Origin of the sequence: Tunturiibacter empetritectus (assembly GCF_014201375.1) — a bacterium.
In the GTDB taxonomy this organism is placed as follows: Bacteria; Acidobacteriota; Terriglobia; order Terriglobales; family Acidobacteriaceae; genus Edaphobacter; species Edaphobacter lichenicola_D.
The window spans coordinates 292046-308930 of sequence record NZ_JACHDZ010000003.1 but is presented as its reverse complement, the minus strand read 5'-3'; the positions used below and the strand labels follow the sequence as shown (position 1 = coordinate 308930).

Genomic DNA, 16885 nt, shown 5'->3' with positions numbered 1-16885 from the left:
GCGAATAGCGACGGCGGAGGATGGTGTCTTTGAAGATTTTGAATGGGAAGATTTCGAATTGGATGTTGGCGGGCGTGGTAGCTCTGAGTGCTACGGCAGTGGCGGGAGCGCAGACGGCAGCGGGTGCGGGAGCGCAAACGGCTCCTGCGGGGCAGACGGCTCCTGCGGCGCAGAAGTCTGACGCTCCCCTGAAGCTGCAGAGCCTGGGGCAGGATACCAAGGCGGATCCGTTTCCTCCGGTGAACCAGAAGTTCTTTACGGCGTCTACGCCTACGGTGGATGCGGTCAATGCGTTTTTGAAGGCACTGTGGGGATACGACCCGGACCGTATCTGGCGGGTGGAGGCGATCCAGACCACTTCGGCGCCGAGTGTTAGCAAGGTGGTGGTGTTTGTGTCGGGGAAGGGTCCCAACGCGAAGGTGCAGCCGACGGTGTTTTTTGTGACGCCGGATGGAAAGCATGCGGTTGCGGGCGACGCGGTGGTGCCGTTTGGCGCGACTCCGTTTGCTGATCTGCGTAAGACGCTGCAGGCTCGCGCCGATGGTGCGACGCGCGGTGCGACGAGCAAGGATCTTCTTCTGGTGGAGTTCGCCGATCTGCAGTGCCCGCATTGTAAAGAAGCACAGTCTACGATGGACCAGCTGGTGAAGGACTTCCCGAACGCACGTGTGGTGTACCAGAGCTTTCCGTTGGTGGACCTGCACCCCTTCGCGTTCAAGGCGGCGGCCTATGGGTACTGCGTGCAGAAGCAGAAGAACGATGCGTTTTTTGTCTACTCGGCCGCGGTGTTCGATACGCAAGCTGCTTTGACGGAAGAGACGGGGAATCAGACGCTGAAGGATGCGGTGACCAAGGCTGGATTGGATCCGGCGGCGATCGATGCATGTGCGGCGACTCCGGCGACCAAGGATCAGGTAGATGCTTCGATCAAGCTGGCGCAGGATGTGGGCGTGGAGCAGACTCCGATGCTCGCGGTGAACGGGCACCTTTTGCCGCTGGCGGGAATTCCATATGAGACGCTGAAGACAATCATCTCGTACCAGGCGTCGCTGGATGGCGTGAGTACGGGAGCGACCGGGCCGGCGGTGGGTAGGAGCTCGAATCCTCCGACACTTGGGAAGTAACTGCTTCTGCGTTTCGTTCGCTCGGAAATGGTTTGATAAAGAGCCCCGATCATGATGATCGGGGCTCTTTTATTGAGTGGAGGGTTTAGCGGTGGCGGTCGCCGATGAGTTTGATCGCTGCCAGAAGAAGCGTGAGGAAGCCGGTGGGGAGGCAGCCCATGGCTAGCATCAGGGATAGCCAGCCGAGGTTGGTGTGCGGGCCCTGATGGCGGGTGATGCCGCCGAAGCTGGTAAAGATGAGTGCTGCTGCGATGACTCCAGTCCCGAAGATGAGGAGGCCGGTGCGGAGGAGCTTGCGGGTGTCTGGCTGCATAAGAGTCGTGCTTGGAGTCTGCGTGTTCAAAGGATGGGCTATCGGTATGCGGCGAGCATCGCGTAGACGATGACTCCGGAGACCGAGACATAGAGCCAGATGGGGTAGGTCCAGCGTGCGAGGCGGCGATGTGCGGGGAAGCGGCCGGTGAGGGACAGGAAGAAGGTGATCAGGATCATGGGCAGGCAGATGATCGCGAGAAGAATATGGGGTGTCAGCAGGATCCAGAGATAGATGAAGCGCGCCGTGGGATAGGTCTTAGGAAAGAGCATGTCGCCGTGTAGGACGTGGTTGGCGATATAGGCCACGAGGAAGACACTCGATACGATGAAGGCGCCGAACATGCTGTTGCGATGTGCGGTGATCTGGCGGCGGCGGATGAAGCGATATCCGATGACAAGGAAGACGGCGCAGAGGGCGTTGAGGACGGCGTCGAGCGCGGGAAGGAAGACGAGGTGAGTGCCTGCTACGTCGACCGGAGGGTGATAGTAGACGAGCCACGCGAGAAAAAGCGACGCGACTGCGCTGATGGCGATGATCGACGCGATGACAGCAGGCGGGGTGCGGTACTCCGGATTGACTTGTTGGGTCGATGAGGGCATTGGTCTAAAAGAGCAGGCGTCCTTTGGCGTCAAGCATCATGGCGGCTAAAAGTAGCGGGAGGTAGATCACTGAGGCGCGGAGCAGGTCGCGGGCTACGAGGCAGGAGGAGTCGGAGTCGGGATTGCGGAGGATGCGCGCGAAGCGGATGGTGTACCAGAGGTAGCCTGCGCCGAGGATCGTGGCTGCTGCCGCATAGAAGAAGCCGGTTGTGTGGAGCGCTGCGGGCCATAGGCTGGCGGGGATCATAAGGATCGCGTAGAAGAGCGCTTGAATGACTGTACTTTGTGCGGCGTACTGGGTGTTGGGCAGATTGGGCGTGAGGCGAATGCCGGCCCGGGCGTAGTCTTCGCGGTACATCCAGCCGATGGCCATGAAGTGAGGGAACTGCCAGACGAAGAGGATAGCGAAGAGGGCAACGCCGGGCCACTCAATGACGCCGCGTGCGGCGGTCCAGCCGATGAGGGGTGGCAACGCTCCGGGGAATGCGCCTATGAAGGTGTTGACCGTGGTGACGCGCTTGAGCGGGGTGTAGATGGCGACGTAGCCGATGGCGGTGAGCAGCGTGAGGGTTCCGGTGAGGAGGTTGGTGGTGTAGGCGAGGTAGAGGGAGCCGAGGAAGGTGGCTGCGAAGCCAAGGACGAGGCCGTGGGTGAGGGAGATGCGACCGGCGGCCATAGGGCGATCGGCGGTGCGGTGCATGAGTCGGTCGGTCTTGCGCTCGAGGGCTTGATTCAGGGCGCTGCTACCGCAGGTGACGACAGTGATTCCGAGGAGAGCTTGCAGGAGGCCGGCGTGGAAGGGGCTGATGCCGCTCTGGAGGCTGCCGAGGTAGAAGCCGGCTCCGGCGGTGATGATGACCATGGTGGAGATGCGGACTTTGAAGAGGGTGGCGTAGTCGGCGAGCAACGAATGGGGCTTCGCGGGCGCGAGGACGTGATCGGTTGTCGCGGAGGTGGCCACAAGTAAGGATAACGCGTTTGAGGCGCGGCGACGGGGTTGGCGTCGCCGCGTGTGCGCTATTCGGCGGGCTGTGTTCTATTCGGCTGACTCGCCATGTTTGACTTCGACTGCGTCGGCCTGTTTGACCTGGGGACGCAAGAGGGGGAAGAGGATGACGTCGCGGATGGACTTGGAGTTGGTGAGGAGCATGGTGAGGCGGTCGATGCCGATGCCTTCGCCTGCTGTGGGGGGTAGACCGTAGCCGAGGGCGCGAACATAGTCCTCGTCCATCTGGTGGGCTTCGTCGTCGCCGCGGGCTTTTTCGGCCATCTGCTGCTCGAAGCGGGTGCGCTGGTCGTCGGGGTCGTTGAGCTCGGAGAAGGCGTTCCCGACCTCGAAGCCGCCGATGTAGAACTCGAATCGCTCGACCCAGTCGGGCTCGTCGGGCTTGATCTTCGAGAGGGGGCTGACGGCCAGGGGGAAGTCGTAGATGATGGTGGGCTGGATGAGCGGCTCCTCGATGCCCATCTCGCCGCCTCGCAGGGCCTCGGCTCTCAGCTCGAAGAGATCGGAGATGGCTTTGCCGTAGGGTGCGCCCTTGTCGAGGACGAACTCGCGAACGAAGTGGCAGTCTGCACCGAGGCGATTGAGGGCTCGATCGAAGGAGGACTTCTCCGGGTCGGCGAACTTCTCTCCTTCATGAATGAGTGCCTTGAACTTTTCCTCGGAAGAAAAATCTTCTACGGCTGGTTGAATTGGCGCGTTCGGCGGCCACCATTTGATGATGGCCTCGCGCATGGAGAGCCGGGTCCACTTGCCGAGATCAATCTCGTGTCCGTTGAAGTGGGTGATGGTGGTGTCGTTGACTTCTTTCGCGACGCAGATGATGAGCTCTTCGCTGAGGGTCATCAGATCGTGATAGTTCGCGTAGGCCTGATAGAACTCGAGCATGGTGAACTCGGGGTTGTGGCGGGTGCTGATGCCTTCGTTGCGGAAGTTGCGATTGATCTCGTAAATGCGATCGAGGCCGCCTACGACCAGGCGCTTGAGATAGAGCTCGGGTGCGATGCGGAGGAAGAGGTCGAGGTCGAGCGCGTTGTGATGCGTGGTGAAGGGCTGGGCTGCTGCACCTCCGGCTATTTGATGCATCATCGGAGTTTCGACTTCAAGGTAGCCGCGACGGTCGAAGAACTTGCGGATGGCGCGGAGGATGGCGGCGCGTTTGACGAAGACCTCGCGGACGTTTGGTGTTTCGGGTTCCGGTGGTTCGCTTTGCGCTCCGTCATTTCGCGATTCTTCCGGGGTGGCGTGTTTGGTGGCGCCGGTGTTCATGAAGAGGTCGACGTAGCGCTGGCGGTAGCGCAGTTCGGTGTCTTCGAGACCGTGGTACTTGTCGGGCAGAGCGAGCATGGCCTTGGTGAGGAAGGTCAGGGCGGGCAGGTTATCGAAGCTTCCGACGTGAACGGTGAGCTCGCCGGTTCGCGTGCGGAAGAGATGGCCGCGGACGCCGATGTGGTCGCCGAGGTCGAGGAGCTTGTAGAGGGCGAAGATGTTTTCGCCGACGTCGTCTTTGCGGACGTAGATCTGGAAGCGCTGGCCGCCTTGTTGTAGCTGCGCGAAGCCGGCCTTGCCCTGGACGCGGATGGCCATGATGCGGCCAGCGATGCTGACGAGAATGGGGTCGACATCGAACTGCTCGGCGGTGAGGGAGTCGTAGGCGGCGCGGATCTCGGGGATGGTGTGGCTGGCGGCGTAGTGATTGGGATAGGTCGCCTCCGCGAGGCTGAGGCCTTCGAGCTGACCCAGGGCGGCGATCTGCTGTAGCTTGTCGCGGCGTTGCTGGTAAAGATTTTTTTCGAACTCCGACTCGTACACAGGGATTCCTTTGGCTGGATGTTACTGACACCCCAGTATAGCGAGGCATGAGGGCTCGAGAAGGATACTTCGGTGTGTCAGTGGGTGCTGTGCGTGGTGTAATAGTCCTGCTATGACGGATGATGGAGCAGGGAACGGCGGTAATGATGCGGGCGGGAACGGTAAAGGTGCGCTCGGCGAGCTGGTGAAGGCTGAATCAATGATTCAGTTGGCGATTGCGCTGCCGGCTGGATGCGTGATCGGGTGGCTGGTGGGGAGCTGGCTGGATCGCCACTTTCATCAGAGCTGGATCGCGATTGTTGGGATACTGCTTGGAGCGGCGGCTGGATTCGTCCAGATCTTTCGGACGGCGTCGCGGTACATCAAGCGTGGATAAGAGCGCAGGTGAGGATGATCTTGTGAAGACGATGGAGAGCTTTAGCGACGCGGACTTCAAACGGACGATTTTGAGCGCGTTGCGGCTGCTGGTGGTGATTACCGTGGTTGCGGCGCCGCTGGTGTGGTGGAAGATGGGGTGGCAGTCCGCGGTTTTGCTGCTGGTGGGGGCGCTGATCTCTGGGTCGGGGCTGTTCGAGTGGCTGCGGCTGATGACGGCAGTGATGGTCCGGATGGATGGCGGAGGAAAAGCGAAGCCGATGGGGCTGATTTTGTTTGGTTTCTTCCTTCGGCTGGGGCTGACCGTAGTGCTGCTTTATGTTAGCCTTAAGATTCTGAATGGTTCGGTCTACGCGCTTGCCGCTGGCCTCGCTCTGGGTGTGTTTGCACTGACGGTCGAGGGTTTGAGGCTGATGAAGGCGTGGTCGGTTTAGGCCGGGCGTTCGCGGATTTGATGGAACAGAAATTTTTATTTATATGCCGACACAGACTCTCTTCACCCAATTTTTGAATCAGCACTTCGGTGCGTTTACGACCTCGTTACTGCAGGCCGTGCATGTGCATCCGAAGTATCCGGCTTATCCGATTACGGATTCGTTCGCGATGGAGCTGCTTGTGTTTCTCGTTCTGATTGCTTACTTCATCCTCGTACGGATGACGTTAAGCGTCGAGAAGCCAGCCGGCGCGCAGCATCTGGCAGAGATGACCCATGAGTTTGTCTCGGAGCAGGGCGAGCAGATCATCGGCCACGGGTCGGAGCGTTTCACGAGCTACCTGACGTCTCTGGGGCTGTTCATTTTGCTGGCCAACCTGATGGGTATTATTCCGGGGCTGAAGTCGCCTACGGCTTACGCCGTCGTACCGCTCGGGTTTGCGCTGGTTACGTTTATCTACTATCACTATCACGGCATCCGCGAGAACGGCTGGGCGTACATCAAACAGTTTCTCGGCCCGGTATGGTGGTTGTACCCGCTGCTGCTGCCGATTGAGATCATCTCGCACCTTGCTCGCGTTCTCTCGCTGACCGTTCGTCTCTACGCGAATATGTTTGCGGGAGACCTGGTGACGATTGCGTTCTTCTCGCTGGTTCCAGTTGGGATTCCGCTGATCTTCCTGGGGCTGCACCTTGGCGTGGCTGTGGTGCAGGCGTACGTGTTCTTTTTGCTGGCGGCGATTTATCTCTCGCTGGCAACGGCACACGATCATTGATGCTTCGCATCACCCACGGCTGAAGCCCTGGGCTACCAAGTTTCGCTGCGTTGGGAGCCTCCTCTCGCAGTGTGTAACAACGCCGCATAGCGTGAGGGTGCCAGCACGGTGAGCATCAACCACCCACTGGCGGCGTATCCACGGAGGCAGGAGTAACACGATGAAGAAGCTGCAATATCTCTTTATGTCGTTGGCCGCGCTGCTGTTTGCAACGCCGGCTTTTGCGCAGAGCACTGCCGCTGCAAGCCCCGGAGCCCAGTGGGTTCCTCTGGCTGCTGGTCTGGGCATGGCGCTGGCTGCTGGTCTTTGCGGTCTGGGTCAGGGTAAGGCAACCGCTTCGGCAACCGAGGCGCTGGCACGTAACCCGGGTGCTCGTCCTGGAATCTTTATCTTCCTGATTCTTGGTCTGGCGTTTATCGAGTCGCTTGCGCTGTTCACGTTCGTCATCATCTTCCTCAAGGTTCAGTAAGCTTCTGGGCTGGGAGTTTGTGGCACAGAAAAGCCTCCGGTGTTTGCGGAGGCTTTTCTGTTTGTCTATTTGTCCTTCCGGACGGGCCTCCTGCGCGGAGGGCGGTCACTTCGTGACTTGTTTACCTTGTTTGGGGTGAAGAGACAGTGTAGGTCCTCCCGTTGGTCGGAAAGGAGCTCGTGCCGACCAACGGGAGGACCTATGTCTATCATCTTGCCAAGACCGGTATACACGCCACGAAGTGGCCGCTCCACGCGCAGTGGGCCCGTCCGGCAGGACGTAGTTACTTCTCGTCGAACTGCAGCTGGAGGTGGCAGCTATCGGGAGAGGCAGCACACTCCTGTCGGCCCTGTTCGATGAGAGTGGAGTGGCTGGCGTACTCTGCGAAGGAAACCGCACCACTGGGCAAGATGCCAAGAGCGCCCGTCGCCACAGCGGCAAGACCAATCCCAATCGCCGCAGGAACACCGATGCGCCGAAGCTGATTGAGACGTGTGCTCTCGCTGCCAGGGCGAGTGTAGATCGCAGCCAGCAGACGGAGATAATAGAAGCAGGCGACGCCGCTGTTGAGCAGGCCAATGACGGCCAACCACACGTTGCCGCCGTGGATCGCCGCTGAGAAGACGTAGAACTTGCCGAAGAAGCCGCCGGTGAAGGGGATTCCGATGAGCGAGAGCAGGAAGAAGCTGAGCAGAGCGGCGAGGTAGGGACGCTTCTGGCCGAGACCGGTGAAGTCGTCGATGCTGCGAGCGCGCTCGTCGTAGCCGGCTATTTGCGTGACTACCGCGAAGGCTCCAACGTTCATTGCGGCGTAGGTCGCAGTGTAGAAACAGGCTGCGGCGATCCCGTCAAAGGGAAAGGCGGTGAAGGCGACCATCAGGTAGCCCGCATGGGCGATGCTGGAGTAAGCGAGCATGCGTTTGACGTCGCGCTGCATAAGAGCGCCGAGGTTGCCGACAGTCATGGACAGGGCTGCCATAACCCACATGAGGATGGCCCAGCGGTGTTGATAGGTTGGGAAGCCGGTGAAGGTGATGCGCAGCAGGACGGCGAAGGCAGCGGCTTTGGGTGCGGTCGACATGAGGCCGACTACGGGTGCTGGTGCGCCCTGGTAAACATCCGGGGTCCAGACATGGAACGGGGCGGCGGAGACCTTGAAGCCGAGACCAATAAGGATGAGCGCGAGCGCCGTAAAGGCGAGGGCTGGGGTGGCTGTGGTCTCGAGGCCGTGGGCGATGGCGTAGATGTTGGTCGAGCCCGTCGCACCGAAGGAGAGGGCCACACCGTAGAGGAAGAAGGCAGTAGCGAAGGAGCCGAGCAGGAAGTACTTGATGGAGGACTCGGTGCCGGTGGCCTGACCCTTGCGGAAGCCGCACATAATGTAGGTCGAGATGGACGAGATCTCGAGGCCGACGAAGACCATGAGGAGTTCGACCGAGCAGGTCATCAGCATCATGCCGACTGCGCCGAAGAGGACGAGAGCGAAGTACTCGCCTGCGTGGCTGGCATTGCCTTCGAAGAAATCTATTGAGCCCAGCAGGGTGACCAGGACGACGGAGCCTATGACGAAGTGGAAGAGCACCGAGAAGGCGTCGACCTGAATGGTGCCGGAGAAGGCGTGAATGGTGCCGAACTGAATCTGATACCAGCTTGCGGCAAGGGCGGCGACGGTGCCGGCGATGGCGAGCCAGCCAAGAGGCTTGCGGCTGGAGCCTGGCTTCAAGCATGGCTCCGCGAGCATGACGACGACACCGGCGAGGGTGAGGATGAGCTCGGGAAGGAGGGCCAGGACGTTAGGGGACATTACTTCGTGGCCTCCTGGGCGGCGGATGTCTGTGGGACGATGGTGCTGATGGCGGCTGGGAGCTCGATGGGCTGCGGTTCCTGCGCGAGGTAGGTGCCTGCGGTATCGATGGCGCGCAACCAGTAGGGGGACGCGATGCCCATGAATAACATCACTGCGATGAGAGGCCAGAGTGCGAGGTGCTCGCGGGCGGTGACGTCAGGGACTGGGACGTCGGCTGTGTTCTCGTTGAGGTCGCCATAGAAGACGCGCTGAATCATCCACAGCATGTAGGAGGCGGTGAGGATGACGCCGGTGGTGGCGAGCACCGTCCAGCGAGTGTGATGGGTGACGGCGGACTGCATGCCACCAGTGAGTACGAGGAACTCGCCTACGAAGCCGTTAAGCATCGGCAAGCCAATCACAGACAGGGTTGTGATGACGAAGAGGGTCACCATCCAGGGAAGCTTGGCGGCAAGACCGCCATAGTCGCGCATGTCGTAGGTGCCGTAGCGCTCGTAGAGGATGCCGAGAAGGATGAAGAAGGCACCGGCGCCGATGCCCTCGTTGAGGGTGGCGTAGATGCCACCGTCGATGCCCGCGATGGTGAAGGTGAAGATGCCGAGCACCACGACGCTGACGTGTCCGAGTGCGCCGTATGCGGCCAGTTGCTTGAGATCTTTTTGCACGAGAGCGATGAGCGCACCGTAGACGATGCCGATGGCTCCAAGGGCGATCATGAGTGGTGCGATATGACGCGACTGCTCGGGGAAGATGCTGAAGGAGAAGCGCAGGATGGAGTAGAGGCCGAGTTTGCCGACCAGAACCATTACGGCAGCGGTGGGGGCTTCGGTGATTGCGTCTGTGAGCCAGCCGTGAAGCGGAAAGACTGGAACTTTGACCGCGAAGGCTACGAGGAAGGCGAGCGAGGCCAGCCAGAGCGCTGCGTTGTTGCTGGAGATATTGTGGGCGGCGGCAAGCTGGGCTAGCTCCGGGAGTTGGAAGGTGCCGGTGCGGGCGTAGACCCAGAGCATGCCGACAAGCAGGATCGCCGAGGGGATAAAGGTGTAGAGGAAGTATTTGATGGCGGCGCGGCGGCGGTTGGCGCTGCGGCCGAAGGTGGCGATGAGCAGCGTCATGGGAACCAGCGAAAGCTCCCAGAAGGCGTAGTAGAGGAAGAGGTCGAGCGAGACGAAGATGCCGATCATCGCGACCTGTTGCAGGAGGAAGAGGGTGTAGAAGAGCTTCTTGCGGTCCCCGATGGTGTTCCAGGAGACGAGGACGCCGAGGGGAGCGAGGAAGCCGGTGAGCACCACCAGCCACATGGAGAGGCCGTCGACGCCGAGGTGATAGCGGATGGCGGGCGAGTTGATCCACTCGTGGTTCTGTTCGAACTGGAAACTGCCGGCGACAGCCGAGTAGTCGTAGCGTGCGGGCAGATGCAGGGTGCAGATAAAGGTGATGAGAGTGACCGCGAGAGCACCCCATTGCATCAGTCTGCCCTTGTCGGGCAGCAAGGCCAGCAGGACCGCGCCCGCGAGGGGGACAAGGATGAGTACGGTCAGGATGGTGTGGTCGATATTCATCGTTTCCTTTGGGTGGTGCAGTTGCGAACTACAAGTACAGAAGCAGATTCCTGCGGAATGACAAATCAAACAAGAAGCAAATAGAAGAGCCGGGACAACGTTAGTGCATCCAGATGGAGCGTCCGAAGATCATGACGAGCAGAACTGCGGCGGCCCCGAGTGCGAGCCAGCCGGCGTAGGAGCGAATGTTTCCAGATTGAACGCGGCGGACGAGAGAGCTGAATCCTCGTGTGGTTGCTCCCGCGGCGGCGCCTGAACCGTTGACGATGCCGCCGTCGATGATGCCACCGAGGAAGAGACGACTGAACATGAGCAGCGGGGAGACGATGAGAGCACTGTAAACCTCGTCGATATAGAACTTGTGGGCGACTAGGTTGTAAAGAGCGGGCATCTTTGCTGCGAGGGCTGCGGCGGTGCCGGGCTTCTTGTAATAGAAAACAAAGGCAAAGAAGAAGCCGATGGCAACGACGAGAACTGAGACTGTCGCAAGGCCGAGTTCCAAGCCACGGGAGGCAGTGGTGGTTGCGGCTTCGGCAATTGCTCCAGTGGAGAACACAGGTCCGAGAAAGTGCTCGATCTCGTTGTGGCCCCCCATCGCAGCGGGAATCCCTACCCACCCGCCGATGATCGACAGCAGCGCGAGGATGGCCAGAGGAACGGTCATGACCGCAGGGGATTCGTGGACACCGTGTGCGTGGTTGTCTTCCGGGTCGACGACCATCACGGCGTGGCTGCCGGAGTGAGTGTGGACGGCTGCTCCGTGGTCGTGGAGATCGGTGTGTTCTTCAAAGCGCTCGGGGCCAAAGAAGGTCTTGAACCAGAGGCGAAACATATAGAAGGCGGTCATTCCCGCTGTGATGAGCCCGACGAGCCAGAGCAGTTTGCCGAGAGGATTTGTTGAGACGAAGGCCTGATAGAGGATCTCGTCCTTGGAGAAGAAGCCTGCCCATCCAGGAATGCCGGCGATGGCGAAGACTCCCATGGTCATGGTCCAAAAGGTGATGGGGATGCGCTTGCGGAGGCCGCCCATCTTGCGCATGTCCTGCTCGCCCGAGAGCGCGTGTATGACCGAGCCAGCAGAGAGGAAGAGCAGCGCCTTGAAGAAGGCGTGGGTGAGCAGGTGGAAGATGCCGGCGGTGTAGGCTCCGACTCCGCAGGCCAGAAACATATAGCCGAGCTGGGAGACGGTGGAGTACGCGAGGACGCGTTTGATGTCGTGCTGCACCATGCCCATGCAGGCGGCGAAGATTGCTGTAGCTGCGCCGATGATGGCGACGACGCCGAGCGCGTAGGGGCTGCGGTCGAAGAGAACGTGGCAGCGGGCGACCATGTAGATGCCGGCCGTGACCATCGTTGCCGCATGGATGAGCGCGGATACGGGAGTGGGGCCTTCCATCGCGTCGGGGAGCCAGACGTACAGCGGAATCTGCGCGGATTTTCCAACTGCGCCGAGGACGAGCAGGAGCGCGATCGCGGTGAGGATACCTCCGTGCCACTCGGGATTGACGCTGATCGCCTGAAAGATGTGGGAGAAGTCGAGGGAGCCGAACTCGCGGACGAGAAGGAACATCGCGAGCAGGAAGCCGAAGTCGCCGATGCGGTTGACGATGAAGGCTTTCTTGCCTGCGTTGGCGGCGGAGTCTTTTTGAAAGTAGAAGCCGATGAGCAGATAAGAGGCGAGACCAACACCCTCCCAGCCGACGAAGAGCAGGAGGAAGCTCTCGGCGAGGACGAGGACGAGCATGAAGAACATGAAGAGGTTCAGATAGGCGAAGAAACGCCAGTACCCCTCTTCATGCGCCATATAGCCGACCGAATAGACGTGAATGAGGAAGCCGACGCCGGTGACCACGCCGAGCATGATGAGGGTGAGGTGATCGACGGTGAGGGCGAAGTCGATCTGGAGGCCGGTGATTGCGATCCACGGCTGGCTGACGACACGGAGGACCTCGGGCGCGCCATCGGCCTTCATGACGATCCAAAGCCACGCGACAATTGCGGCTGGAAGAGCAGTGCAGAGCAGAGCGACGGCGGAGACGAGAGGACGGGGAAACTTGCGGCCCACAGTGCCGTTGATGAGGAAGCCGGCAAAGGGGACGAGCGGGATCAGCCAGAGGTAGTCGGAGATCATGGAAGCAGAGGGCATAGAGGTCACGATTTCATCAGGTCGATCTGGTCGACGTTCAGCGTTTCACGCGTGCGGAAGATGGCGATGATGATGGCAAGGCCGACGGCGGCCTCGGCTGCGGCGACCACCATCACGAAGAAGACGAAGATCTGGCCGGAGAGCTGGTGCCACATATGCGCGAAGGCGACGAAGGTGAGGTTGACGGCGTTGAGCATGAGCTCAATCGACATGAAGATGGTAATGAGGTTGCGTTTGATGAGGAAGGCCGCGACGCCGGTGGAGAAGAGCACGGCGGCGAGGATGAGATAGGCGGCGATAGGCACCTGTGCGGACATCTCTATTGCTCCTTTCGCGCGAGCACAACGGCTCCGAGGATGGCTACCAGGATGAGGATCGAGGTGACTTCGAAGGGGAGCAGAAGCTTGGTGAAGAGGATCGTGCTGATCTCGGAGATGTTGCTGGTGACGTGGTTGAGATAGCCGCCGATGTTGGTGTAGCCGAGAGCCTTGCGCTCCGAGAGAAACACGAAGCTGAGCAGGCAGAAGATGGCAGCGGCGCCGGGGAAGCCGACGAGGTAGGCGGCTCGACTGCCGGTGGTTCGCTCCTCTTCACCTGCGTTCAGGAGCATGATGACGAAGACGAAGAAGACCATGATGGCGCCCGAGTAGACGATGACCTGGGAGGCGGCGAGGAACTCGGCCCCCAGCGACCAGTAGAGGACCGCCAGCGACATCATGACGACGACCAGCGAGAGTGCGCTGTTGATGGGATGGCGCTGCAGGAGCAGGTTTAACGCTCCCGCTACGGCCAGCCCGCCAAAGATGAGAAAGAGTGCCAGTTGCATGATGTTCCGTCAGGTCCTTTGTGAATCGCTTGAGACGCTTGAAACAGGGCAGAGGCCGATTTCGAAGAACTGGGCTATCTGCTGATTGTAAAACACCTTGTTACTTATTCCGTGGCGCTAACTGCGTAGGGCAATGACTAAACTTGTGACGATGATATTGGCCATGGCGAGCGGCAGGAGAAACTTCCAGCCGAAGCTCATGAGCTGGTCGTAACGGAAGCGCGGCAGCGTACCACGCACCCAGATAAAGAGCAGAAGGAAGGCGAGAACCTTCGCCACAAACCAGAGGATCGGGAAGATGGCGGAGAGGATGGGACCGCCGAAGTCCGCTGGGAGAAGATGGCCGAGGGGGCTCGAGGCTCCGCCGAAGAAGAGCAGCGACGCGACACAGCTTACGGTGATCATGTTCGCGTACTCGGCCATGAAGAACATGGCGAACTTCATGGAGCTGTACTCGGTGTGATAGCCGGCGACGAGCTCGGACTCGGCTTCGGGAAGGTCGAAGGGCGCGCGATTGGTCTCTGCGTAGGCGGCCATGATGTAGATGAAGAAGGCTACGATCTGTCCTCCGCCGAGGATGTTCCAGCTCCAGGCACCGTGTGCGCCCTGGCTGTTGACGATATCGCGCAGGCTGAGAGACTGTGCATGGAGGACGACGCCGACCAGCGAAAGGCCGAGAGCCAGTTCATAGCTGATCATCTGCGAGGTCGCGCGGAGGCTGCCGAGGAGGGAGAACTTATTGTTCGAGGACCATCCCGAGAGTGCAATGCCGTAGACGCCGATGGAGGTGATGCCCAGGATGACGAGCAGGCCGATGTTGAGGTCGGCGATGTTGAACATCTCGACGCCCTTTACCGTCTGCATACCGCCAAAGGGGACGACCGCGATGGAGATCAGCGCACAGGTCAGCGCGATGATCGGCGCGGCGATGAAGAGGGGGCGTTCTGCCGCGATAGGCAGAAGATCTTCCTTGAGGAAGAGCTTGATGCCGTCGGCCATCGGCTGCATCAGGCCGAAGGGTCCGACGCGGGAGGGTCCCCAGCGATTCTGGATGCGGCCCAGGAACTTTCTCTCCAGCAGAACGGTATAGGCGACCGCCATCAGCGTGAGGACGGTGACCACCGCAACCTTGAGGATGCTGAGCAGCAGAAATGTCTGAAATGGGCTGAGGTGGCTCACGGTGTTGGGTTGGGCTCCTGTAGTTGTGTGCGTCTGCTGTAGTGTCTGCTTAGTCGGCTGCGGTCTGGATCTGGGTGAGGCCGGTTGGAGGACGAAGGCTCTCGTTATGCTGCAGGTCCGAGAGCATGGCGGAGTAACGTCCCAGGGTGCCCGAGGTAAAAAGTGTATCGTTCGCCGGAAGGACGAGGTCGCGGCGGTTGCCTATTTGAACGAGGTCGTTGGCGTTTACTGCGGGTTGCAGATGCTGAGCGTTGCCACTGAGCAACTGAAGGCGTAGCAGGTTGTATCCGGGGACGAGGCGCTGAATCTCGTCGAGAATTGCGAAGGGATCGAAGGGGCTGAGCTTCGGCTCCATGTTGTTCGCAGAAAGCCACACGGCGTGACGGTCAGCCTCGCCGGACTGTGCGCCGCGTGACTGACCCATATCGGCGCGCGTGCCCTTGCCGAAGGGAACCAGAGCCTTCATGTTTGCGTCCATCTTGTCGGCGATGCGGACGATCAACTCGAAGTCGGTGCGGACTCCGGCGCGGTCGCCAGCCTTGTTGACGAGCTGGAGATCGCCGTAGCTGTTGGTCACAGAGCCGGACTTCTCGTAGAGATTCGCGGCTGGAAGGATGACGTCGGCGAGGGCCGCTGTCTCGGTGAGGAACATATCCTGCACCACCACGAAGGTGTCCTTCAGGGAGGCGGGGTCTACGCCATAACGAGAGATTGGGTTGGACCCGACGACGTAGAGCGCGGAGAGCTCACCACTTCCAGCCGCCTCGAACATCTCGAGCAGGTCAAGCCCCGGGGCGGTTGGAGTGTTGTACTCGGCGAAGGTGGTGTTGCCTGCGAGCGGAGTGTATCCGGGGAGCAGATCGGGGAGCAGGCCCATGTCGGCGGCGCCGCGTGAGTTGACGTAGTCGGAGATAAGAGCGAACTTGCGGTTCGGTAAGGTCTTGCCGAAGGCGAGGAGACGCTGCAGATCGGCGCCGCGGAACTCTGACCCGAGAAGGACGAGAAGACTCTCCTCTGCGCGGATGGCTTTACGGAAGTCGTGGAAGGAGGATGCGTCTGCGCCGGAGTGGGTGAGGGCATCAACAGCGCTGTCGTCTCCGGCGAGGAAGCTGGCCAGTGCGCCGTAGCTGAAGGGTGCGATGTGCGCGAAGGCCTTGGCCTGGCGGCGAAGCTTGATCTCGGCAGAGTTGGCAATGTAGAGCCGTGCACGGTTGTTGCGGACGTTGGTGCGGATGTTCCACGCGGTGGCGGGGGCCTGAATCGTTGGATCGCCGCCGAGGATCATGATGGCCGGCGCGGTCAGCGTGTCGTTCAGGCTGGCAGTACGATCGGTGGTACCGGCGAGGGCGCGGGCAAAGGCGACGTAGTCTGCGGTGCGGTGATGGTCGATGTTGTTGGTGCCAAGGACGGTTCGAGCGAACTTCTGCAGCAGGTAGGCTTCTTCGTTGGTGGTGCGATTAGAGCCGATGACGCCGATGCTCTTGCCGCCTCGGGTGTCGCGAAGCTCGCGGAACCTCTTGCCGACGTGATCGAGTGCAACCTCCCAGCTGACCGGCTCCATCTCGCCGTTGGGCTGGCGGACGAGCGGCTGGGTGATGCGGTCTTCATTGTTGGCGAAGTCGAAGGCGTAGCGGCCCTTGTTGCAGAGGAAGTCGACGTTGATGCCGGACTTGTCGCGGTTATCGCCGCGCACAATCTCCGAGCCGTCCGTGGTGCTGCGAACGCCTAGGGTGGTCTTGCATCCATCGCCGCAGTGCGTGCATATGGTCGAGACGTGATTCATCTCCCAGGGCCGAGTCTTGTAGCGATAGGTGCCGGAGGTGAGCGCGCCGACGGGGCAGGCATCGATGCACATGCCGCACTGCTCGCAGTCCACGTGGGCAAGGTCGTCGGGAGACATCTGTGCCGGGACGTTAGGGGCGATGACCGAGGAGCTGCCTCGGTTCTGAATGCCGAGAGCGAAGACGTCCATGCCTTCGCCGCACATGCGCACGCAGCGGTAACAGAGGATGCAGCGCGGGCGATCGAAGTAGACGACGGGGGACCACTTCTGCTCTTCGCGATGGTTCTTGGGTTCGGCGTAGAAGCTGTCGGCAGCGCCATACTTGAAGGTCATGTCCTGCAACTCGCACTCGCCGCCGGCGTCGCAGACGGGGCAATCGAGCGGATGGTTGCCGAGGAGAAGTTGCAGCGTAGCCTTGCGGGCCTGGGCGATCTCGGGCGACTCGCTGGTCACGACCATGCCCTCAGTGACCGGCGTAGTGCAGGCGGTCTGGAGCTTGGGCATCTTCTCGATGCGCACGACGCACATGCGGCACGCGGCCTGCAGCGAGAGACCTGGGTAGTAGCAGAAGGCGGGGATCTCAATACCGGCGGACTTGCAGGCTTCGAGCAGAAGCGTGCCTGCGGGTGCGGTGATTTTTTTGCCGTCTACGGTAAGGGTTACGTCTGCCATGGC

At 60.6% G+C, this 16885-nt stretch carries 16 protein-coding genes; 5 read left to right on the top strand and 11 right to left on the bottom strand.

What is annotated here, in order from left to right:
• Positions 1 to 29 precede the first annotated feature (29 nt).
• Positions 30 to 1124: a DsbA family protein gene (locus HDF10_RS10355; protein ID WP_260177801.1), complete on the top strand. Its 1095-nt coding sequence runs from the start codon at positions 30 to 32 to the stop codon at positions 1122 to 1124.
• A gap of 85 nt (positions 1125 to 1209) precedes the next feature.
• Here HDF10_RS10355 and HDF10_RS10350 read toward each other — a convergent pair whose 3' ends face one another.
• From HDF10_RS10350 to HDF10_RS10335, 4 genes are all read right to left on the bottom strand, one after another.
• A complete protein-coding gene (locus HDF10_RS10350) occupies positions 1210 to 1437 on the bottom strand; it encodes a hypothetical protein (protein WP_183813038.1) in 228 nt (75 codons plus the stop codon).
• A 38-nt stretch (positions 1438 to 1475) separates the two neighbouring features.
• Entirely contained in the window at positions 1476 to 2039 is a 564-nt protein-coding gene (locus HDF10_RS10345) for a DUF420 domain-containing protein (protein WP_183813037.1), read from the bottom strand.
• Positions 2040 to 2043: 4 nt separating this feature from the next.
• The gene (cyoE, locus tag HDF10_RS10340; protein ID WP_183813036.1) at positions 2044 to 3000 is read right to left on the bottom strand and encodes a heme o synthase; all 957 of its coding nucleotides are present in this window, start codon (positions 2998 to 3000) and stop codon (positions 2044 to 2046) included.
• Positions 3001 to 3075: 75 nt separating this feature from the next.
• Positions 3076 to 4854, bottom strand: a complete 1779-nt coding sequence (locus HDF10_RS10335; protein WP_183813035.1) for a lysine--tRNA ligase — start codon at positions 4852 to 4854, stop codon at positions 3076 to 3078.
• Positions 4855 to 4966: 112 nt separating this feature from the next.
• Here HDF10_RS10335 and HDF10_RS10330 point away from each other — a divergent pair, with 112 nt between their 5' ends.
• The 4 genes from HDF10_RS10330 to HDF10_RS10315 all read left to right on the top strand — a co-directional run bounded on the left by HDF10_RS10330 (position 4967) and on the right by HDF10_RS10315 (position 6907).
• Positions 4967 to 5230 (top strand): AtpZ/AtpI family protein, encoded by a 264-nt coding sequence (locus HDF10_RS10330; protein WP_183813034.1) that lies wholly within the window; start codon positions 4967 to 4969, stop codon positions 5228 to 5230.
• 31 nt (positions 5231 to 5261) lie between these two features.
• Positions 5262 to 5663, top strand: a complete 402-nt coding sequence (locus HDF10_RS10325) for an ATP synthase subunit I (RefSeq protein WP_183813683.1) — start codon at positions 5262 to 5264, stop codon at positions 5661 to 5663.
• A 43-nt stretch (positions 5664 to 5706) separates the two neighbouring features.
• Positions 5707 to 6438, top strand: coding sequence for a F0F1 ATP synthase subunit A (atpB, locus tag HDF10_RS10320; protein WP_183813033.1), 732 nt, complete (start codon positions 5707 to 5709; stop codon positions 6436 to 6438).
• 160 nt (positions 6439 to 6598) lie between these two features.
• Positions 6599 to 6907 (top strand): ATP synthase F0 subunit C, encoded by a 309-nt coding sequence (locus HDF10_RS10315; RefSeq protein ID WP_183813031.1) that lies wholly within the window; start codon positions 6599 to 6601, stop codon positions 6905 to 6907.
• A 283-nt stretch (positions 6908 to 7190) separates the two neighbouring features.
• Here the strand turns inward: HDF10_RS10315 and HDF10_RS10310 are convergent, their stop codons facing one another.
• The 7 genes from HDF10_RS10310 to HDF10_RS10280 form a co-directional block, all read right to left on the bottom strand.
• Entirely contained in the window at positions 7191 to 8711 is a 1521-nt protein-coding gene (locus HDF10_RS10310) for an NADH-quinone oxidoreductase subunit N (RefSeq protein ID WP_183813029.1), read from the bottom strand.
• Positions 8711 to 10276 (bottom strand): complex I subunit 4 family protein, encoded by a 1566-nt coding sequence (locus tag HDF10_RS10305; protein WP_183813028.1) that lies wholly within the window; start codon positions 10274 to 10276, stop codon positions 8711 to 8713. The genes HDF10_RS10310 and HDF10_RS10305 overlap by 1 nt, the downstream gene beginning before the upstream one ends.
• Before the next feature lie 100 nt (positions 10277 to 10376).
• Entirely contained in the window at positions 10377 to 12422 is a 2046-nt protein-coding gene (gene nuoL / locus HDF10_RS10300; RefSeq protein ID WP_260177800.1) for an NADH-quinone oxidoreductase subunit L, read from the bottom strand.
• Between the two features lie 5 nt (positions 12423 to 12427).
• Positions 12428 to 12739 carry an NADH-quinone oxidoreductase subunit NuoK gene (gene nuoK / locus HDF10_RS10295; protein ID WP_183813027.1) on the bottom strand — a complete coding sequence of 104 codons (312 nt, stop codon included), beginning with the start codon at positions 12737 to 12739 and terminating at the stop codon, positions 12428 to 12430.
• Between the two features lie 2 nt (positions 12740 to 12741).
• Complete coding sequence (locus tag HDF10_RS10290; RefSeq protein ID WP_179582173.1) at positions 12742 to 13248, bottom strand: NADH-quinone oxidoreductase subunit J family protein; 507 nt, start codon at positions 13246 to 13248, stop codon at positions 12742 to 12744.
• 117 nt (positions 13249 to 13365) lie between these two features.
• Positions 13366 to 14427, bottom strand: coding sequence for an NADH-quinone oxidoreductase subunit NuoH (gene nuoH / locus HDF10_RS10285; RefSeq protein WP_183813026.1), 1062 nt, complete (start codon positions 14425 to 14427; stop codon positions 13366 to 13368).
• A gap of 49 nt (positions 14428 to 14476) precedes the next feature.
• Positions 14477 to 16882: a molybdopterin-dependent oxidoreductase gene (locus tag HDF10_RS10280; RefSeq protein WP_183813025.1), complete on the bottom strand. Its 2406-nt coding sequence runs from the start codon at positions 16880 to 16882 to the stop codon at positions 14477 to 14479.
• Positions 16883 to 16885 lie beyond the last annotated feature (3 nt).